The sequence below is a fragment of the Lacisediminimonas profundi genome (assembly GCF_008831265.1).
Classification (GTDB): domain Bacteria; phylum Pseudomonadota; class Gammaproteobacteria; order Burkholderiales; family Burkholderiaceae_D; genus Lacisediminimonas; species Lacisediminimonas profundi.
In genome coordinates this window covers 643326-662056 of record NZ_VTTH01000002.1, presented here as the reverse complement: position 1 = coordinate 662056, position 18731 = coordinate 643326, and the positions used below count along the sequence as shown (strand labels likewise).

At 62.8% G+C, this 18731-nt stretch carries 17 protein-coding genes; 10 read left to right on the top strand and 7 right to left on the bottom strand.

Annotated features, from left to right (window positions below; genetic code table 11):
* Nucleotide 1 precedes the first annotated feature (1 nt).
* From FVE66_RS08740 to FVE66_RS08730, 3 genes are all read left to right on the top strand, one after another.
* A complete protein-coding gene (locus FVE66_RS08740) occupies nucleotides 2-3172 on the top strand; it encodes an error-prone DNA polymerase (protein ID WP_151446996.1) in 3171 nt (1056 codons plus the stop codon).
* 185 nt (nucleotides 3173-3357) lie between these two features.
* Nucleotides 3358-4338 carry a Bug family tripartite tricarboxylate transporter substrate binding protein gene (locus tag FVE66_RS08735; protein WP_151446995.1) on the top strand — a complete coding sequence of 327 codons (981 nt, stop codon included), beginning with the start codon at nucleotides 3358-3360 and terminating at the stop codon, nucleotides 4336-4338.
* Between the two features lie 5 nt (nucleotides 4339-4343).
* Nucleotides 4344-4937: a histidine phosphatase family protein gene (locus FVE66_RS08730; RefSeq protein ID WP_194164365.1), complete on the top strand. Its 594-nt coding sequence runs from the start codon at nucleotides 4344-4346 to the stop codon at nucleotides 4935-4937.
* Nucleotides 4938-5000: 63 nt separating this feature from the next.
* Here FVE66_RS08730 and FVE66_RS08725 read toward each other — a convergent pair whose 3' ends face one another.
* On the bottom strand, nucleotides 5001-6116 hold the full coding sequence (locus FVE66_RS08725; RefSeq protein WP_151446994.1) for an NADH:flavin oxidoreductase/NADH oxidase: 1116 nt from the start codon (nucleotides 6114-6116) through the stop codon (nucleotides 5001-5003).
* A 3-nt stretch (nucleotides 6117-6119) separates the two neighbouring features.
* Nucleotides 6120-6815, bottom strand: a complete 696-nt coding sequence (locus FVE66_RS08720; protein ID WP_151446993.1) for a dienelactone hydrolase family protein — start codon at nucleotides 6813-6815, stop codon at nucleotides 6120-6122.
* A 147-nt stretch (nucleotides 6816-6962) separates the two neighbouring features.
* On the opposite strand from FVE66_RS08720, the gene paaY reads away from it, so the two are divergent.
* From paaY to FVE66_RS08705, 3 genes are all read left to right on the top strand, one after another.
* Complete coding sequence (gene paaY / locus FVE66_RS08715; protein WP_151447264.1) at nucleotides 6963-7568, top strand: phenylacetic acid degradation protein PaaY; 606 nt, start codon at nucleotides 6963-6965, stop codon at nucleotides 7566-7568.
* 151 nt (nucleotides 7569-7719) lie between these two features.
* Nucleotides 7720-8523, top strand: coding sequence for an N-acyl amino acid synthase FeeM domain-containing protein (locus FVE66_RS08710; RefSeq protein WP_151446992.1), 804 nt, complete (start codon nucleotides 7720-7722; stop codon nucleotides 8521-8523).
* 109 nt (nucleotides 8524-8632) lie between these two features.
* Complete coding sequence (locus tag FVE66_RS08705; protein ID WP_161993226.1) at nucleotides 8633-11569, top strand: putative bifunctional diguanylate cyclase/phosphodiesterase; 2937 nt, start codon at nucleotides 8633-8635, stop codon at nucleotides 11567-11569.
* A gap of 62 nt (nucleotides 11570-11631) precedes the next feature.
* On the opposite strand, the gene FVE66_RS08700 is transcribed toward FVE66_RS08705, so the two are convergent.
* The gene (locus FVE66_RS08700; protein WP_151446990.1) at nucleotides 11632-12501 is read right to left on the bottom strand and encodes a metal-dependent hydrolase; all 870 of its coding nucleotides are present in this window, start codon (nucleotides 12499-12501) and stop codon (nucleotides 11632-11634) included.
* 117 nt (nucleotides 12502-12618) lie between these two features.
* On the bottom strand, nucleotides 12619-13065 hold the full coding sequence (locus FVE66_RS08695; RefSeq protein WP_151446989.1) for an NUDIX hydrolase: 447 nt from the start codon (nucleotides 13063-13065) through the stop codon (nucleotides 12619-12621).
* A 210-nt stretch (nucleotides 13066-13275) separates the two neighbouring features.
* Here FVE66_RS08695 and FVE66_RS08690 point away from each other — a divergent pair, with 210 nt between their 5' ends.
* A complete protein-coding gene (locus tag FVE66_RS08690; protein WP_151447263.1) occupies nucleotides 13276-14193 on the top strand; it encodes a Bug family tripartite tricarboxylate transporter substrate binding protein in 918 nt (305 codons plus the stop codon).
* A 70-nt stretch (nucleotides 14194-14263) separates the two neighbouring features.
* Here FVE66_RS08690 and FVE66_RS08685 read toward each other — a convergent pair whose 3' ends face one another.
* The 3 genes from FVE66_RS08685 to FVE66_RS08675 form a co-directional block, all read right to left on the bottom strand.
* Entirely contained in the window at nucleotides 14264-14905 is a 642-nt protein-coding gene (locus tag FVE66_RS08685) for a HugZ family pyridoxamine 5'-phosphate oxidase (protein ID WP_151446988.1), read from the bottom strand.
* Between the two features lie 137 nt (nucleotides 14906-15042).
* Nucleotides 15043-15441 (bottom strand): hypothetical protein, encoded by a 399-nt coding sequence (locus FVE66_RS08680; protein WP_151446987.1) that lies wholly within the window; start codon nucleotides 15439-15441, stop codon nucleotides 15043-15045.
* 304 nt (nucleotides 15442-15745) lie between these two features.
* On the bottom strand, nucleotides 15746-16711 hold the full coding sequence (locus tag FVE66_RS08675) for a tripartite tricarboxylate transporter substrate binding protein (protein ID WP_151446986.1): 966 nt from the start codon (nucleotides 16709-16711) through the stop codon (nucleotides 15746-15748).
* Here FVE66_RS08675 and FVE66_RS08670 point away from each other — a divergent pair.
* From FVE66_RS08670 to FVE66_RS08660, 3 genes are all read left to right on the top strand, one after another.
* Nucleotides 16692-16955, top strand: coding sequence for a hypothetical protein (locus FVE66_RS08670; RefSeq protein WP_151446985.1), 264 nt, complete (start codon nucleotides 16692-16694; stop codon nucleotides 16953-16955). The genes FVE66_RS08675 and FVE66_RS08670 overlap by 20 nt on opposite strands.
* An 89-nt stretch (nucleotides 16956-17044) precedes the next feature.
* Nucleotides 17045-17758 (top strand): hypothetical protein, encoded by a 714-nt coding sequence (locus FVE66_RS08665; protein WP_151446984.1) that lies wholly within the window; start codon nucleotides 17045-17047, stop codon nucleotides 17756-17758.
* A 143-nt stretch (nucleotides 17759-17901) separates the two neighbouring features.
* The gene (locus tag FVE66_RS08660; protein WP_151446983.1) at nucleotides 17902-18618 is read left to right on the top strand and encodes a hypothetical protein; all 717 of its coding nucleotides are present in this window, start codon (nucleotides 17902-17904) and stop codon (nucleotides 18616-18618) included.
* The last annotated feature ends 113 nt before the right edge of the window (nucleotides 18619-18731 follow it).

Below are 18731 nucleotides of genomic sequence, written 5' to 3'. Positions count from 1 at the left end.
CATGCAAGCATCCTTGCTGCACGGCGTGTTGCCGGCTTATGCCGAACTGCAATGCGCGTCCAATTTCAGTTTCCTGCGTGGCGCCTCGCATCCGGAAGAGCTGGTCGAGCGCGCGGCGCAGTTGGGCTACAGCGCGCTGGCGCTGACCGACGAATGCTCGCTGGCCGGGGTGGTGCGGGCACACATCGAGGCGAAGAAGCATGGTCTGCCGCTGTTGATCGGCAGCCAGTTCCGGCTGCAGCAGGAAGAGGGCGGCCCGGCATTTTCGGTGATTGCGCTGGCGCAGGATCGCGAGGGCTACGGCAACCTGTCGGAGCTGATCACGCTCGGCCGCACCCGCGCGCAGAAGGGCAGCTACTGCCTGGCCACTGCCGACCTGGGCGCGCCCGATGCAGCCCATGCGCATCTGCGCGGACTGCCGCATTGCCTGCTGGTGCTGGTGCCTGAATACGCGATGCCGGCGCAGCAGATGCAGCAGCAGGCCGCCTGGCTGGCACGCCATTTCCCGGGACGGGCATATATCGCGCTGACCATCCTGCACCGGGTCTGGGATGACCTGCACCGGCGCACCGTGGAACAGGTGGCGGCGGACCTGAACCTGCCGGTGGTGGCCAGCGGCGATGTCTGCATGCACCGCCGCTCGCGCAAGCCGCTGCAGGACACCTTGACCGCGATCCGCATCGGGCGGCCGGTGGCACAGTGTGGCCATGAACTGGCGCCGAATGCGGAGCAGCACCTGCGCTCGCGGTTGCGGCTGGCGAACCTGTATCCGGCGGCTGCGCTGGCGGAGACGGTCAGGCTTGCTGCGCGCTGCCGTTTTTCGCTGGACGAACTGCGCTACGAGTATCCGGATGAACTGGTGCCGCCGGGCCAGACGCCGGCCGGCTACCTGCGCCATGAGTCGTATATCGGCGCGCACCGCCGTTTCCCCGCCGGCATTCCTGCCAAGGTGCAGGAGCAAATCGAGCACGAGTTGCAGCTGATTGGGGAGATGTCCTACGAGCCGTATTTCCTGACCGTGTACGACATCGTGCGCTTTGCCCGCAGCCGCCAGATACTGTGCCAGGGGCGCGGTTCGGCCGCCAACTCGGCGGTCTGCTATTGCCTGGGCATCACTGAAGTCGATCCGGCACGCGGCAACCTGCTGTTCGAACGTTTCATTTCGAAGGAACGCAACGAGCCGCCCGACATCGACGTCGATTTCGAGCATCAGCGGCGCGAAGAAGTGATCCAGTACATCTACGAAAAATACGGGCGCGACCGCGCCGCGCTGACCGGCGTGGTGATCAGCTACCGTCCGCGCAGCGTAATGCGCGACGTCGGCCGCGCGCTCGGCGTGGATGAGGGCGTGATCGACCAGATCGCGAAATCGCATCGCTGGTGGGATGGCAAGAACGGGCTGTCGGAGCGTTTCGTGGAAAACGGCATGGATCCCGAGTCCGACCTGGCCCGCCACTGGTGGGGACTGTCGGAAAGGCTGATGGGTTTTCCGCGTCACCTGTCACAACACCCGGGCGGCTTCGTGATTTCGCGCGGCAAGCTGTCGCGGCTGGTGCCGATCGAAAACGCGGCGATGGAAGATCGCAGCGTGGTGCAGTGGGACAAGGACGACCTCGATGCGCTCGGCCTGCTGAAGGTGGATATCCTCGCCCTGGGCATGCTGTCGGTGATCCGACGCGCGCTGGCTTTTGTTTCCGCACAGCGCGGCGAACCGTTCGAGATGCAGGACATTCCGGCGGAGGATCCTGCTACCTACGAAATGATCAGCCAGGCCGATACGGTCGGCGTGTTCCAGATCGAAAGCCGGGCCCAGATGTCGATGCTGCCACGCATGCAACCGCGCACTTTCTACGATCTGGTGATCGAAGTGGCGATCATCCGTCCGGGGCCGATACAGGGCGGCATGATCCATCCCTACCTGCAGCGGCGCCAAGGGCTGGAGCCGGTGAGCTATCCCAGCCCGGACATGGAAAAAGCGCTGGCGCGCACGTTGGGCGTGCCGATCTTCCAGGAGCAGGTGATGCAGATCGCGATGCTGGCCGCCGGCTTTACTGCCGGCGAGGCCGACCAGTTGCGGCGGGCGATGGCGGCGTGGAAGCGCAAGGGCGGGCTGGGCAAGTTCGAGGACAAGCTGATCAACGGCATGCTCGAACGCGGCTATGCCCGCGAGTTCGCGGACGCCATTTTCCGCCAGGTGCAGGGCTTCGCCGAATACGGTTTTCCGGAAAGCCACGCGGCCAGTTTTGCGCTGCTGGCCTATGCCAGCTCATGGTTGAAACGACATCAACCGGCGGCTTTCCTGGCGGCGCTCCTGAACAGCCAGCCCATGGGTTTCTATTCGCCTTCGCAATTGGTGCAGGACGGCCGCCGGCATGGGGTGGAAGTGCTGCCGGCCGACGTCTGCGCCAGCAACTGGGAGGCGACGCTGGAAGCCAACGAGGGCAGCGCGGCCGCAGGGGTGGCAGTCTGCGCAGTAAGACTGGGCCTGAACATGGTGAGTGGATTGCAGCAGGAAGCCGGGTGGCGCATCGAGGAAGCGCGCGCGGTGCGGGGCTTCGTGGACGTTCGCGACCTGGCCCTGCGGGCCCATCTCACGCGTCATGACTTGCAGGTGCTGGCGGCGGCCAATGCGCTGGCCGCGCTGTCGGGCAACCGGCGCCAGGCCTTGTGGCAGGCGGTGGCCGGCACGCCGGACAAGGGCCTGCTTCGTCCTGCCACGATAAGGGAGGATGCCATCGAGCTGGCGCCGCCGTCCGAGGCCGACGAGATCCTGCAGGATTACCGGACCTTGGGGCTGACCCTGGGCCGGCATCCGCTGGCGTTGTTGAGGCCGGCATTGCTCAAGCGCCGCTTCCTGCCGGCCGAGACCTTGCACACCTTCGCCAACGGCCAGTTCGCGCGCGGCTGCGGCATCGTTACCATGCGGCAGCGGCCGGGCACGGCCAATGGCGTGATGTTCGTCACGATCGAAGACGAGAGCGGGCTGGTCAACGTGATCGTGTGGCCGTCGCTGGTGGAGCAGCAGCGCAAGGAATTGCTGGGCGCTTCGCTGCTGGGTGTCTACGGCATCTGGCAAAGCGAACGTGGCGTGCGCCACCTGGTGGCCAAGCGCTTTGTCGACCTGTCATGGATGCTGGGCCAGCTCGCCACCAGCAGCAGGGATTTTGCGTAGTTGCCCGGGCGCCAGCTGCAGCAAGGAATGGCCCAGGCCATGGCCAGGCGCCGGCCGCGCCATGTTGTTTTCCTTCCGATTGCATCCCGATTACATCTCGTATTACATCTCGTTTACACCTCCCGGGGGAGTGGATACACTGAGTCAAAACGAACATACGTTCGATTACAACAAGGAGGCAAGTGATGAGACGTCCTGGACTCACCCGTCGCGATTTCCTGAACCTGAGCGCAGCTGCTGGCGTCACACTTGCCTTCCCTGTCTTTGCCCAGCAGGGCTATCCCAACCGCCCGATCCGCCTGATCTGTCCCTGGCCTGCCGGTGGCTCGACCGACGTCGTCATGCGTGCATTCGGCGAGAGCCTGGGCAAGCTGCTGGGCGGCACCGTCATCATCGAAAACAAGCCGGGGGCGGGCGGCATCCTGGGCGCGCAGGAACTGGTGAATGCAAAGCCGGACGGCTATACGCTGTCGCAGATTCCGCTGGGCGTGTTCCGCATTCCGCACATGCAGAAGGTGAACTTCGATCCGCTGAAAGACTTCACCTATATTGCCTGCCTGACTGGCTATACCTTTGGCATGGTGGTGCGCTCGGACTCGCCGATCATGAGCATCAAGGACCTGGTCGAGTATGCGAAAGCCAATCCGGGCAAGTTCAGCTACGGCTCGACCGGCACCGGCACAACGCCGCATCTGGCGGTCGAGCAGTTTGCCCGGCGCGCCGGCATCAAGTTGCTGCATATTCCCTACAAAGGCAATGCCGAGGGCATGCAGGCAGTGCTGGGCGGACATGTGATGGCGCACAGCGATGCAACCGGCTGGGCCTCGCAGGTCGATGCCGGCCGCTGCCGGCTGCTCGCCACCTATGGCAGCAAGCGCACCAGGCGCTGGCCGAATGTGCCGACACTGGATGAACTGGGCTATGCCACCGTTTCCGATTCGCCGTTCGGCATCGCCGGCCCGAAAGGGATGGACCCGGCGCTGACGAAGCGGCTCAATGAGGCCTTGCGCAAGACGCTGGACGACCCGGCCGTGCTCGCGACGCTGGAAAAATTCGACCAGCCCGTCATTTATCTCGACAGCGAGGGCTACACCAAATTTGCCCGCGAAACCTACCAGCTGGAAAAAGAGACGATCGAAAGCCTGGGACTGACGAAGGTGAGCTGACGGTCATGGCAATGTGGCGCCAGGGTTTGTTGCTGCTTGTCCTTGCGCTCACCCCGTTCGTCGCGGGTGCGAGCCGGCCCGGGGAAGATCCGGCCTGGGCTGCACTGGCGGCGGGCAATCATGTGGTGCTGATACGGCACGCCGCGACCGTAGCCGGCATCGGCGACCCGCCCGGATTCCGCAAGGATGACTGCAGCACGCAGCGCAATCTTTCCGCCGAAGGGCGGGCGGCGGCAAAACGGATTGGCGACGCGTTTCGGAATCGGCGCATTGCCGTTTCCGAAGTGTGGTCGAGCCGCTGGTGTCGTTGCCTGGATACAGCACGGCTGGCCTTCGGCAAGGTTCAGCCGGCCGCCATGCTGGACTCGATGTTCAACGATCCCGAGGGCTCGGACGAGGAAAAACTCCGCGCTTTGAAAAAAGCCCTGCGCAAGCCACCCGGCGGCGGCAACCTGGTCCTGGTGACGCACGATGCGAACATCAACCGCCTGACCGGGATTTCGGTCGCGTCGGGCGAGATGGTGATTGCCAGCGTGGACGGGCAGGGGAACCTGAAAGTGGTGGGGCGTTTGCAGGTGGATCGCCAGGGCCCGGGCTGAATTCCTCATGAGAATTCGAATGCCGAGCCTCGGCATTCGACATTCGGCACCCGCCACTCGGCCCTAGCGCTGTGCGCTGCGGATATCGCCGAACACCTTCGACGTCCCCGCCGGCAGCGAACGCCAGTACTGCTTCGGGGCCGTCACGGTGCCGCCGAGTTCCAGCGCCGCACGCCACGGCCAGCGCGGATCCAGCAGCATGCCGCGTGCCATCGCAATTGCATCGGCGCGCCCATCGGCAACAATCGCCTCCGCCTGTGCCGCTTCGGTGATCAGGCCCACCGCAATCACCGGCGCCTTCACTTCACGCTTGATGGCTTCGGCCAAGTGTACCTGGTAGCCTGGCCCGACCGGAATCTGCTGCGCCGGCGAGACCCCGCCGGACGAGATGTCAAAGAAATGGCAGCCGCGACGATCCAGCTCACGGCACAGCACGATGCTCTGCTCTACATCCCATCCGCCCTCGACCCAGTCCTTTGCCGAAAGCCGGATCCCGACCGCCATGTCCGGGCCGCAGGCCTGTTGCACCGCGTCGAACACGCGCAGTGGCAAGCGCATGCGGTTTTCCAGCGAGCCGCCATATTCGTCTTCGCGCTGGTTGGCGAGCGGTGACAGGAACTGGTGCAGCAGGTAACCATGTGCCATGTGCAGTTCGACGGCGTCGAAGCCCAGCCGGCGCGCGCGCGCAGCGGACCGGGCGAAATCGTCGACCAGCTTGGTGATGTCCTGCGCCGTCATCGCACGCGGCGGCGCTTCACCGTCGCGCTGCGCAACAGCAGAAGGAGCGAGGGGCAACCAGCCGCCATCTTCCGGGGAGATCAGGGTTCCGCCTTCCCACGGCGCACGGCTGGAACTCTTCCGGCCCGCATGCGAAAGCTGGATCGCGAGCCGGATCGGCGACACTGCGCGCAGATGAGCGAGCACCTGTGCCAGTGCAGCCTCGTTCTGGTCGCTGTACAGGCCCAGGCAACCGTGCGTGATGCGGCCTTCGGCCGAGACGCCGGTGGCTTCCAGGCACAGCAGCCCTGAACCGGACAGCGCCAGGCTGCCGAGGTGCACCGTATGCCACGAACTGGCGCTGCCTTCGATGGCGGAATACTGGCACATCGGCGCGATCATGATGCGGTTCGCCATCGTGACCGGGCCGATCTCCAGCGGGGTGAACAAGCGTGACGTCATGACTCAGAGCACCTTTCCGAGGAAGGACAGCGAAAGGCCATGCGCAACGGCAGCGGCCTTCTGGTTGTAGGAGGGTCGCCCCCAGCAGTTGAAGCCGTGGTCGACATCCGGATAGGTCTCGATCACGGCATTGCGCTTGTCCTTGAATGCCGCCTTGACGGCAGCGACCGCATCGGCCGGGATGTAATGGTCCTTTTCAGCGAAGTGGAACAGGATCGGGCATTTGATGCGATCGGCCTCGTCCAGCTTGTTGCTGATGCCGCCGCCGTAGTAGCACACCGCAGCGTCAACGCCGGCGTGCGCTGCGCACAGGTAGGACAGCAGTCCGCCCATGCAAAAGCCGAGCGAGGCAACCCCGCCGTGATGCTCGGGCAGACCGCGCAACACCTGCACCGCGCGGGTCAGGTCTTCAACCGCCTTCGGGAAGTCCAGGTTTTGCATGTAGGAGAACGCATGCTTGGTGTCACTTTCGTTGTAGTCGAGGTCTACCCCGGGTTTCATGCGCCAGAACACGTCCGGCGCCAGCACCACGTAGCCGTCCGCCGCGTACTGGTCGGCGACTGCGCGGATGTGGCTGTTGACGCCCCAGATTTCCTGGATCAGCACCAGCCCGGGACCCTTGCCGGTGGGAGGCAGGGAAAGGTAGCCCTTGAAGTTGTTGCCGTTGGCAGTGTCGATATCGATCCAGCGCGAATTCATGTGATCTCCTGATGTGATGGCGGGAAAAATGGCGGTGGCAGGTGCTCGTTCGCGTACCTGCGCGAGGCCTGATTGTATGCTGGACTGATCGCGGTCGCTGCGGTCCGCGTTACACTCGCCGCTGACCAGGAACAATTCGAGGAATCCATGCTGAAGGTCTATTCCATCAACGGCATCACGCCGGTCGTCGATCCCACTGCCTTTGTCCATCCAAGCGCCATCCTGATCGGCGATGTCATCGTCGGGCCACGCTGTTACATCGGGCCGGCCGCCAGCCTGCGCGGCGATTTCGGGCGCCTGGTACTGAAAGAGGGCGTGAATGTGCAGGACACCTGCGTCATGCACGGGTTTCCGGATTCGGACACCGTGGTCGAGGTAGACGGCCATATCGGCCATGGCGCCGTGCTGCATGGCTGCCATGTTGGTCGCAATGCGCTGGTCGGCATGAACGCGGTGGTGATGGATGGGGCCGTGATCGGCGCCGACAGCATTGTGGCGGCAATGGCATTCGTGAAGGCCGGGATGGAGATTCCGCCGCGCAGCCTGGTGGTGGGCACGCCGGCGCGGGTGCTGCGGCAGGTGACGGACGAAGAACTGGCATGGAAGGTCGAGGGCACGCGCCAGTACCAGGAGCTGGCGGTTCGATCGCTGCAGACCATGCAGGAAACAGCGCCATTGAGCGCGCCGGAAGCCAACCGGCCGCGGCTGGTGCTCGGGAAGGTCGAGCCTCTTTACAAAGTGAAGGGAAAGTGAGGGTTTGCTCGTTGAAAAGGCATATTTTCTGTAACAACGCAACTTTTTACCATTTATTGCTGGAAAAGAAACTTGCCGAGATGCAATATGAGCCCAACACCGTACGGTGTCCACTCAACCCACTCGTATTTTTCACTTTCAGGAGTCAATGATGAACAGCCAATCCCAAGCCCAAGCCCAGCTTATCAACAACGCCGCCCTCAACTTCAAGCCAGCAGCGCTTGATGGCTGGAATTCGCGCGGAACGGCTACGCTGAGCGAGCAAATCCTGCCGTTTTCGATCCAGGTGGTGCAAGATCCGGAAGAATTGGCCGATGCCGTGCGCATTCGTCACGACGCCTATGCGCGCCACCTGCCTGAACTGGCGCAGAAGCTGGTGATGGCGGAAGCCGCCGATTTTGCGCCCGGTACCATTGTTTTCCTGGCGCGCGCCAAACTGGATGGCTCACCCATGGGCACGGCGCGCATCCAGACCAATGACTTTGCTCCGCTGCCGCTGGAAACATCGGTCGAATTGCCAGCGCGTTTCCAGGGGCGCAGGCTGGCCGAAGTCAACCGCCTGGGAGTGCAAAACGGGCACATCGGGCGCGCGGTCAAGATTGCGCTGGTCAAGGCCCTGTTTGAATACTGCGCGGCCAATGGCTTTGAATTCGCGACGCTGGTGGCACGCCACCCGATCGATCGCCAATACTCCCAATTGATGTTCGAGGATGTGTTTCCGGAAATCGGCATGATCCCGATGAGCCACTGCGCCAACCTGCCGCACCGGGTGATGTCCTTCGAGATTGCCACGGGTGAAGAACGCTGGAGTGCTGCCAATCACCCGCTGCTGGGCTATTTCCGCCACACCCGCCATCCGGACATCAATATCGAAGCGCCCGTCACGGGACCTATGCTTGAACAATTGTGTGTTCAGCGCTCGAAACAAATAGAGCCGGCGCTGCGTTGGGCCTAAAAGCGATGTTTTTGGCCGACGTTCGCACATTCGTGTAGTCAGGCACTAGTTTCCCGCTGGAAAATGCGGTATATGGATGGTAGTTGCGCATTCATCAGGGGGAAATTCAATGTCAACGGCGAGCTCCACTGCCAGCACGCTGTCCAGGGCCCATGCGGTCCTGGACCGGATACTGCACGTCATCTCGCTCTATCTGGTGCCGATTGCGATCGCCCTGGTATCGCTGTTTGGATTGTTCGCCTGGGATAGCGCCTACGTAGCCCCGGCGGGCATCCCGCTGTCGATGCAGGTCCTGGTAGAGAGCGCCAGTCCGCTGTCCGTGGAGGACGCGACGCGGCAACTGCATACCCGGCCGGAATCCACGCATCACGAAACCCGTCGCAGCGAGGCGCCGGTCTGGTTTTCGTTCCAGGTTGCGCCCGAAGTTCCTTCGGCGGTTGAATTTCCGTCGCGCCACGCTACCTCGATCGCCTGCTGGGATGCGGGCTCCGGCATGTTGCTCGGCGAGGGGCACCGCAGCGGGGCCACCGGCCAGATATTCCCGGTCAAGGCCGGCTTCCAGTTGAGCGTTCCGGCTGGCAATAGCGAGCTGGTATGCCGCGGGACTTTCTCGGGGCCGGCGCGGCTGAACGCCACTCTGTGGCCGGTACAGCAGGTGCAACTGTCGGCTGACTCGCATCACCGGCAGTCCGGTTTGCTGGACGGCGGCTTGTTGCTGTTGGCGGTGTTCGTGGCGCTGATGGCGCTGATCAACCGCCAGAGCCTGTATGTGCTGTTTGCCGTATGGCTGGTGCTTAACCTGCGGGTGGCGGCAATGTCGGCCGGCACCGACTTTCAATGGCTGGGGCAGGAAATTCCGCCCGCCTGGTTGAGCACGATACGGGCGCTGACCATCAGCCTGCACGGCTTGGTGACGCTGCTGATGTTCCAGACCCTGTTCAAGGACGCGCTGTCGAACGTCGTGTTGCGCAAACTGCTGCGTGCCACGCAGTGGCTGTGCCTGCCTCTGCTGGTGGTCGCGATTGTCCTGCCGTACAAGGATTTCCTGCCCATCATGTGGGCATTCACCAGCATCGGCCTGCTGCTGATGTCGGCCAGCCTGATGTTCCTGGTGGCGACCATCCGTACCGCCACTGTGATGTGGTACGCGGCATCGCTGGGCATTACGCTGTTTTCGGCGATGGCCGAGGTCATCGCCGCGGCGGTCGGCAAGAAGGAAATTGCCCTGCTGATCAATTCAGTGACCGGCGCCATTGCATCCTCCGTGCTGACGGCGGTGGCGATTGCCGAGCAGATCCGCAATGAGCACCAGCAGCGGCTGGAAGTGCAGGCCAAGCTGCGCAAGACTTTCGATGCGATGCCGGTGGGCTTGTTCAGCCTGTTGATCGACGGTACCGGCATTGCAGCCAACCCGGCGTTGTACGAGATGCTCGGCACCAACCAGGATGCGTTCGGCAAGAAGCCGTGGAGTGCCTATTTCGGCGAAGCGGCGTGGGTGCAGATGTATCGCCTGCTGCGGGAGCAAGGCCGGGTCGAAATGGAACTCGTGAACCGCGCCGGCGATCGCCGTTTCATGTTGTCGGCCACTTTTGCCAACGGCGTCATCGAGGGCTCGCTGCAGGACGTGACCAAGCAGTCGTTGGCCAACGAGCACATGCGTTTCCTGGCGCACCATGACCCGCTTACCAAGATCCTGAACCGGCGCGGCATCGAGCTTGCTTACGAAGAGGGCATGAGGCTGACCCCGCCGGATCGCTCGTTCGTCCTGGCTTACCTGGATCTCGACCGTTTCAAGCTGATCAACGAACTGTTTGGCCATTCCGCCGGGGATGAGGTCTTGCGCCAGGTATGCGAGCGGATCCAGAAGCTGCTGACCGATGGCCAGCGATTCGGGCGGGTAGGCGGCGACGAATTCGTGCTGCTGATGCCGGACACCACGATCCAGTTCGCGGAGTTGATTTGCCGCGGGGTGGTGGATTCCCTGTCGCAAACGCCGTTCCAGGTAGCCGACAAGGCGTTCCAGGTGCGCGGCTCGATTGGCGCTATCGAACTCGCGCCCGGCACCCCGATCAAGGATGCCTTGTCGAGCGCAGACAGCACCTGCCGCGCTGCCAAGCGCAAGCAGGGACTGGTCATTTGCGAGCGTGGCGCCTCCGTGTTCAAGGAGCACGAGGCAGAGTTGGCGCTGATGGAGCAGTTCTCCACCGGTCGCGTCACCAACGGCCTGTACCTGGAAATGCAGCCGATCATGTCTCTGATCGACCCGTACGGCTCGCTCAATTTCGAGGTGCTGCTGCGCATGCGCGACGAAGAGGGCCGGCAGGTGCCGGTCAGCCGCGTGTTGTCGGCCGCCGAAGGTAGCGGCCGCACCGCGGCCATCGACCGCTGGGTGATGTCCACCACGCTGGAATGGATACAGAAGAACTGGGGCAAGCTCTCGCGCAACAGGTTCGTCTGCATGAATTTGTCGGGTGCGTCGCTCAATGACGAGCGCTTCGTGGCGGATGCGCTGCAAATGCTGGCCAACTATCCACAGGCCGCGCCCCGGCTGTGCATCGAGGTCACCGAAAGCGTGGCGCTGCACGACCTGGAAATCACCAGCCGCTTCATCCACAATGTGCGCAAGCTGGGTGCCAAGGTGGCGCTGGACGACTTCGGCGCCGGTTATACGTCATTCTCGTACCTGAAACAGTTGCGTGCGGACGTGGTCAAGATCGACGGCAGCTTCATTGTCGACATCAATGCCGATCCGGCCAATGTCACGATCGTCGAGGCAATCGTCACGCTGGCCCGCAACCTCGGCATGAAGGTGATCGCCGAGTGGGCCGAGGACGCCGAGACGGTGCGCACCCTGGCCGAGATCGGCGTCGATTACGTGCAGGGTTACGCGGTTGCCAAATCGCAGGCGCCGGAGCACATCCTCGATGCGCGCTCGTCGGCCGATTTCATCCTTGATGCCAACACCCGGGCGCTGGTCGCCATGCTGGGCGTGCAGCCGGTGCCGACCTTGTCCGAGCCCGAGAGCCGGCTGCATCTGGTCCAATAGGCGTTAGCGGGCATTGCCTGGCTTGGTCGGCGCAGGCGCCGCCCAAGCCAAGGGCGGGAAGTTCAGGCGGCGACTTGCCGTGCCTGAGCCTCACTCACAGCCGCTGGCTCGGCGCCGGCGCCGACGATGCTGAATTCGCCGCTGTTTGCTGCCAGCCATTGCAGGCCGGGACTGCCGTCATGCTGGCTCGGGTGGAAGTCAGGTTTGAAGTAATCCTTCCACGGGCGATACAGCAGGGGCACCATGCCCTTCTTTCCGAACAGGAAGGAGGCGCCGTTCTTCCACGTGCGCCATTGCCACAGCGTGCCGTCGCGCTTGAGGTTGCTCAGCGTCTGACGCAGGGTCTCGGTGACCATCACGTACGTTATCCGCTTCATCCACCATACGCGGCGCTCGTAGGTGCCACCCACGGCGCAGTACAGGTCGAACGCGGTCGACCTGTGCTCTGATTCCTCGGAGGCATGCCACATCCACATGGATTTCAGGCGCGGCTCCATCTCGCCCAGTTCCTGGTGGTGATGGAACAGGTAGCCCGCCATGATCGCGGTGAAGTGTTCGGTGGCTGCGGTTGCTGCCAGGGCGTGGGTCGGATGAAGGGGCTCGATCATCTTCATCCTGGCGGCCGCCCGCGGCGTCCAGCTGTCGACCAGTCCTTGTGCCGCCAGTTGTTCGTTGAACAGCCCGTGGATGCGGCGGTGGGTCGCTTCCTGGCCGATGAAGCCCTGGATCTCCCCGGCCCAATGCGCGCGCTCGCTTTCCGGAAGTAGCGCCGCGCCCGCTTTCACCGAGTTGATGAAGAAATTCTCTCCAACCGGAAAGCTCATCGAGAGCGCGTTCAGCATCGCCGTCCGGAACGGGTCGCCGCCGCACCAATGTCGGTCGATCGGGGCCTTCAGGTCTATGAGCAGTCGACGTATCACCAGTTCAGCCATCTGAAAACCCGAAAGTTGTTGCGAAGCAATAATTATAGGGCTAATGGCGGCTTGCGAGTCGCCTATTTGCGGCAGCCCAACCCGGGCCAGATTCCAGTCGGATTTTCACCACGGACGTCACCACGAAAGCGCGAGCAGCTGCGCCGCCATGCGCGGCGCGCACAGCTGGCTGATCTGGTCGCGGGTGGCCCAGCAGTAGCGGTCCATTTCCGGCACCGGCTGACCGGTACGGTGATGGGGAAAATGGCTGGTGCAGTGCAGGCCGTCGAGGCTGTCGAAAGACGCCGGTGCCAGCAACCTGAACAAGTGCAGCATCTTGTCGCGCCGATAGTCAAATACACCGAGGTCTTCGAACAGGCTGTCGTCGAATGCGACGCCCATCTCTTCGAACAATTCGCGCTTTGCCGTTTGCAAGGGCGATTCGCCCGGGTCCTGCAAGCCTTTCGGTATATCCCAGTGGCTGGTGTTGGTGGCGTGCCCGAGCAGTATCTGGCCGCGCACATTGAGCACGAGCGTGCCGCACGAGACGTCCTTGCCGGATGCCGGGTTTCTGGTTGGCTGCATGGCGAGCGTGTTCTGGTTGGAGGTGGTGAAAAAGCACAGGATAAGCGCTGGATTCGGCTCGTATAATTGCATGATGTTAAAACAATTGCCGCCTCGGCTGCTGCAGGTCCAGCCACGGCCTGCCCGCCCGGCGCGATCACAACCGGAGACCGGATCTTGCTGAACTTTCGCCGACTGCCATGTGTGCTGGTGTCCTTCCTTTCATTGGTAATGGTTGCGGGGCCGGCACGGGCAGATTTTCCTGACAGGCCGATTCATTTCATCGTTCCTTTCGCGGCCGGCACTGCCACCGATCAGCTGGCGCGCGCACTGGGTCAGGCCATCAGCGCCGAGGTGCGTCAGCAGGTAATCGTCGACAACAAGCCGGGTGCCAATGGATTCATCGGCGCCGAAGCCGCAGCACGTGCGGCTGCTGACGGCTATACCGTGTTGATCGCGACCAACACCACGCATGCGGCCGGCGAACACCTGTACCGCAAGCTTCCTTTCGATCCGGTCCGCGATTTTGCGCCGGTGACCGGACTGGGCAAGGGCGGCCAATTCCTGGTGGTCAACAGTTCGTCCAGCGTGAACTCGGTGAAGGAGCTGGTGGCAATGGCGAAAAGCCAGCCGGGGAAACTCAGCTTTGGCAGCGGCAGTTCCTCCAGCAGGGTGGCTGGCGAGTTGTTCCAGCAGATGGCCGGCATCCAGTTGCTCCACGTTCCATACAAGAGCAACACGTTTGCCGTCACCGACCTGCTCGGTGGGCAGATCCAGATGATGATCACCGACTCCGCAACCGGCCTGCCGCACATCAGGAGCGGCAAGCTGCGTGCACTCGGCTATTCCGCGCGCACCCGCTCCCCATTGCTATCCTCCGTGCCCACCATTGACGAGGCCGGTGTCAGGGGATACGACATCAGCTACTGGTTCGCTGCCTATGCACCGGCAAGGACGCCGCCGGCGATCCTGAAACGACTGAATGAGTTGTTTGCCGCTGCCGTGAAAAATCCTGCCGCTGCCAGTTTTTATGCCAATACCGGTACCGAAGTGTTCATCACCTCGCCGGAGGAGTTGTCGCGCTTCCAGTTGTCGGAAGCGAAGAAATGGGGCGACATCATCCGCAGGGCCGGGATTGAAAAAGAATAGCCGAAGCCGGCTGCGTACATTGCGCGTGCGCACCCGCCCGCCTTCGGGGTGATCGAGCAGACGGTGCGATTCACGCTGCGAGTCGCCTGAAGGCTCGAACAGCAGCATCCGTATCGGCGACAGGGCTGTCGAAGCTGCGTCGTTGTCGCTGGCCATTGCTCTCGATGTCCACCCCGTATGGGTCGACGCCAAGAAAGCGCACACCCAGGGCCAGGGTCGATGACACTTGCGCCTGGAATTGCTGTTCGTCCAGCCGGGCCAGTGGCGCGACATCCAGGTCACCGGCTTCCAGCCATCCCATCCTGCCGAATCCGCCGACGAAGCGCGCGCGTTCGGGTTGCATCCGGAACCAGCGGAAGTCACCCAATGACAGATATTGCTGCGCCTCCGGGCAGTAGCGCAGATAGCGGGCCACCTCGGCATCGGACAGTGCTAGCTCGACACAATCCCCGATCAGCGTCGCCCGCGCCCTTTGCAAAACGGATTGCTCGCCGGGCTCGCTGATTACCAGCGAGGCACGCGGGTCGGCCAGCAGGTTGTGCGTATGTTCGGCCAGCAAGCTCAGCAAGAACAAGGGGCGGTGCGAAGCATCGGGCACGAAGGGCACGGCGCTGACATAGGGGTAGCCGGGCAGCTGCAGGGAGTGGGTAGCCAGTGCGCCGTCGGCGGCGCCATGCAGCAAGTCGATCAGGACGGCAAGGGGTACGTGCATGGTTTGCGGGGCTGATGGGCGCCAGATTGACGCTACCCGTGCATCTTCGGGGCAGGCGTCCGGTTTTGCAATCGCCGCAAGCGCATCGCCTGCCAGGATGCGGATGCTGTTACGCCGCGGATGGCTCGATTCCGGACCTAATGCGGTTTTGCCTGCCGCCGCTCGGGGCCATCGTAATATCCGGCCGGCGGTTCCAGTTCCATGCGGTCGACGATCTGATTCCACAGGGTTCGCATGTTGAGGACTTCCTGCGTCGATAATTCGAAGTTGATCCACCCGAACCCCGGATGGCGCAGCGAAAGCAGGCAGGCCTTTCTCTGCTTGTCCAGCCGCACCGAATAGAGCGGATTGGCCAGCACGGTTTCTATCTGCGGTTGCGTCTGCGACACTTCGTCGGGCATGCGCGCCCTCAGCTCGCCAAGGGTTTGCAGCATGTGGTCAAGTTCGGAAGCGCCGAGACAGACCCTCCCGCCCCCAATTTCGATCTCGACCGTGCCATCCGCGTTCAGGTTTCCGTTGAGCATTGGCTTGTCCATTTCCCCCGTCCTTGTTATCCGACCATTTTTTCCATGGGCGGTTCGGCCGGCAGACGCATTTTGCCCTGCGGGTCGTTTGATCGCGGTGGGAGACTGGTGGAATACTGGCGGGCTGCCAGCGCCGCATCGCCGTCTGGTGCGGTCGGTGCGGTCGGGCACGGCAGGCCTGCAGGGTCGCGGGACGGCGCGCGGGACGGTGTGCGGGAGAGAGTTGGGGGAGGCGGCAAGGCCCCGTCTGAAAATCATTGCCGGTGCCGGCGGGAGATTCCGCCGGCATCGGGTGAACCGGACTTCAGGTCAGTGATCAGCCTGCAGGCGTCACCTTGGCATCCTTGATGACCTTGGCCCATTTGATGCGTTCGTTGTGCATGAATTCGCCGAACTTCTCCGGCGAGCCGCCGCCATCTTCGGCGCCGTACTGCTCCATCTTGGCCATCACATCCGGCATTGCCATGATCCGGTTCACGTCGTCGTTGATGCGCTTGATCGTGGCAGCCGGCATTTTTGCCTGACCGACCAGTCCGTACCATGTGGTCGATTCAAAGCCGGGAAAGCCTTGCTCATCCATGGTGAGAACGTTGGGATATGCCTTGGAGCGCTTGGTTCGCGTCTGTGCAAGGGCGATGACCTTGCCGCCTTTCACATGCGGCGTCGCCGCCGTCATCGTGTCGAAGCTGTAGTTGATCTGGCCGCCCATCAGGTCGACCAGCATCGGACCGGAACCCTTGTACGGCACATGCAGCGCTTCGACGCCAGCGCGCAGCTTGAACAGTTCGCAGGTCAGGTGCTGGCTGGAGCCGATGCCGGCCGAGCCGAACGTGATCTTGTTCGGATTGCGCTTGCACGCCTCGACGATGCCCTGCATCGTCTTGACTTGGGAATCGTTGCAGATCAGCAGGTTTGGCGTCACGCCAACCAGCGCGATCGGAGCAAAGTCACGCTCTGCGTTATAAGGCATGGTCGGCTGCAGCCCCGGCGAAATTGCGTGGCTGTTGATATGGGCCATCAGTACCGTGTTGCCGTCCGGCGCCTGTTTGGCGACGTAGTCGGCGGCAATCACGCCGGCGGCGCCAGCCTTGTTCTCCACCACGACCGGCGACTTCCACAATTCGGAAAGTTTCTGGCCGATTACCCGTGCCAGGGCATCGGTGCCACCGCCCGGCGGAAAGCCGACGATGATGCGCAGCGCTTGCTGTTGTGCGTGTACCCAGGGTGCTGCCAGCGTCGCTGCACCTGCGGCGGCGCCCAAAATGAAACTCCTGCGTTGCATGCTGTCTCCTCAGTTTGAAATAATTTTTTTGATGGCCGTCACGCATCAGCATGGGGATGCTGATTTCGCGCAGCTTGTTTTTGTTTCAGCCTATCACACCTTATTGCTGAATAGAAACTCGGAACCTGATTTCCAGGTGCGGGAAGGCGTCCCTGTCGGCGCTCTGATGGACGCCGCCGCATTGACCGAGTCGCGCCCCGGTTGCCTGGCGGTAGAACTCGCCTGGGCGCCTTGTTGTCTGTGACTGATAGGGACTCAGTGCGAGGGACTCATTGCGAGGGACTCAGTGCGCGGATCCGCTAGCCGATTGTTCAAGTGACGAGGAGAGTGAAGATGGAAAACGCAGTCATTGGTGTATTCGACGACTACACCCATGCGCGCGATGCGGCCGGCGCGCTGCTTTCCGCTGGCTTCGGGAGTTCGGCCGTGCAGATTGCGCCGGACCAGGATTCAGTGGCCGCGCGGCGCAAGGCGCTGGGTGATCCTGACTGGCCATCTTCCGAAGGGTGGAACATCGGGCATTTCTTTCGCAGCCTGTTCGGCCTGGATGCCGGGCACGAGCATGCTCATTCCTATGCGGAGGCTTTGCGCCGCGGCAGCTTCCTGGTCACGGCGGAAGCAGAGGGAGAAGCGCAGCTGCAGCTTGCACGGCAGGTGATGGGGCAGTTTCATCCGGTCGACATGGAGGAGCGGACGGCGCACTGGCGCTCGGAAGGCTGGTCGCGCTACGACCCGAATGCGAAGCCATACACCGACCAGCAAGCCCGGGCCGAGCGCGCGCGGCATGCCGCGCAGCCGCCGTCGGACGCTGATTACCGGATGCACTGGATGCAATCATACGGGCCGGGTGGAGGGCGCTACGAAGACTTCATTCCGGCGTACAGATTCGGTGCCGAACTGCGCAACAAGGAAGCATTCAAGGCCTATCACAACTGGAACGACGTCGAACCGGAAGCGCAGCGCGGATGGGAGTCCGGCAACGCCGGCCCGGCATGGGAACAGTCGAAGGCTGCTGTCCGCTATGGATGGGAAAAAATGAAAGGCTAGTAATGCTTTAGCTGGCGCGCCACAAGGCAATGAACCTGGTTTGTTCATCTGGCGCAAATGACGAGCGAGGTCCGGACCCCACACTTCATCCAACGACATCAGCCATGAACCATGGGAGTTGATGTTCCGGATCGGGGAATTTCATGAGACATCGCGAGACGGCACTGGCCTTGCTGATTGTTGCAGCGATGGCGGCATGCGGCGGCGGCGACAGCGGCGCCATCCTGACCCTGTCGCCACCGGGATCGCCCGGACCTTCGGGTATGCCACCTGCGCCCTCGGCCGTGACCATCTCCTCGTTTGCCGCGCCTGCCGGCAGTGCACGCCTGGCCGGAACCACCGTGCTGACCATCGAGGGTGAGAACATCGGCAATGCAGAACTGGTGCCTGGAGCCAGCCTGACGCCTCAGTTAGGAAGGTTTTCTGTCGCCGCAGACGGCCGCTCTGCATCGCTGGAATTCGATACGACGACGGTGCCGAATGGGCCGTTGACGCTGCGCATCCTCGCCTGGAACCTGCCAGCCGGAAGCACCGGGGCTGGCGAAGTCCTGGTAATGGCGCCGCGCACCTGGTTGTTTGCCAATGAACCGCCACCCGCCGGTACCGATGCCGGCAGGGCGGCGCGCTGCCAGAACATGGGCTATCCGTATACTGCGCCAGACGACATCGATCCGGTGGTGTGCATCACTGCCAGGCCGACCGCGACGCCGGTGGAGCAGTGCGTGTCATTCGGTACCGGATACGGCAGCCCCGAGGACTTGCTGGAGGTGCTGCGCAACGGCGCGCGCATTTCGAAGTTGTATTGCATTCCCGGTGCGAACAACGACGTCCTTAACCCTGGCTGTGTCTGCTTGTCATGAGTGTTGTCGCTGGCGTCAGCGCCGGCCGGAAACATCCAGCGGCGCTGGCCAAAGAGTCCCCGAAAAGATTTTTCAGAAATCGCTAGGCGGTTCCGGGCATTCCATGTATATTG

Bases quoted from the DNA above. Each gene is read 5' to 3' on its own strand.
- FVE66_RS08740 (WP_151446996.1), top strand. From the start codon at position 2: ATGCAAGCATCCTTGCTGCACGGCGTGTTGCCGGCTTATGCCGAACTG.
- FVE66_RS08735 (WP_151446995.1), top strand. From the start codon at position 3,358: ATGAGACGTCCTGGACTCACCCGTCGCGATTTCCTGAACCTGAGCGCA.
- FVE66_RS08730 (WP_194164365.1), top strand. From the start codon at position 4,344: ATGGCAATGTGGCGCCAGGGTTTGTTGCTGCTTGTCCTTGCGCTCACC.
- FVE66_RS08725 (WP_151446994.1), bottom strand. From the start codon at position 6,116: ATGACGTCACGCTTGTTCACCCCGCTGGAGATCGGCCCGGTCACGATG.
- FVE66_RS08720 (WP_151446993.1), bottom strand. From the start codon at position 6,815: ATGAATTCGCGCTGGATCGATATCGACACTGCCAACGGCAACAACTTC.
- paaY (WP_151447264.1), top strand. From the start codon at position 6,963: ATGCTGAAGGTCTATTCCATCAACGGCATCACGCCGGTCGTCGATCCC.
- FVE66_RS08710 (WP_151446992.1), top strand. From the start codon at position 7,720: ATGAACAGCCAATCCCAAGCCCAAGCCCAGCTTATCAACAACGCCGCC.
- FVE66_RS08705 (WP_161993226.1), top strand. From the start codon at position 8,633: ATGTCAACGGCGAGCTCCACTGCCAGCACGCTGTCCAGGGCCCATGCG.
- FVE66_RS08700 (WP_151446990.1), bottom strand. From the start codon at position 12,501: ATGGCTGAACTGGTGATACGTCGACTGCTCATAGACCTGAAGGCCCCG.
- FVE66_RS08695 (WP_151446989.1), bottom strand. From the start codon at position 13,065: ATGCAGCCAACCAGAAACCCGGCATCCGGCAAGGACGTCTCGTGCGGC.
- FVE66_RS08690 (WP_151447263.1), top strand. From the start codon at position 13,276: ATGGTTGCGGGGCCGGCACGGGCAGATTTTCCTGACAGGCCGATTCAT.
- FVE66_RS08685 (WP_151446988.1), bottom strand. From the start codon at position 14,905: ATGCACGTACCCCTTGCCGTCCTGATCGACTTGCTGCATGGCGCCGCC.
- FVE66_RS08680 (WP_151446987.1), bottom strand. From the start codon at position 15,441: ATGGACAAGCCAATGCTCAACGGAAACCTGAACGCGGATGGCACGGTC.
- FVE66_RS08670 (WP_151446985.1), top strand. From the start codon at position 16,692: ATGAAACTCCTGCGTTGCATGCTGTCTCCTCAGTTTGAAATAATTTTT.
- FVE66_RS08675 (WP_151446986.1), bottom strand. From the start codon at position 16,711: ATGCAACGCAGGAGTTTCATTTTGGGCGCCGCCGCAGGTGCAGCGACG.
- FVE66_RS08665 (WP_151446984.1), top strand. From the start codon at position 17,045: ATGGAAAACGCAGTCATTGGTGTATTCGACGACTACACCCATGCGCGC.
- FVE66_RS08660 (WP_151446983.1), top strand. From the start codon at position 17,902: ATGAGACATCGCGAGACGGCACTGGCCTTGCTGATTGTTGCAGCGATG.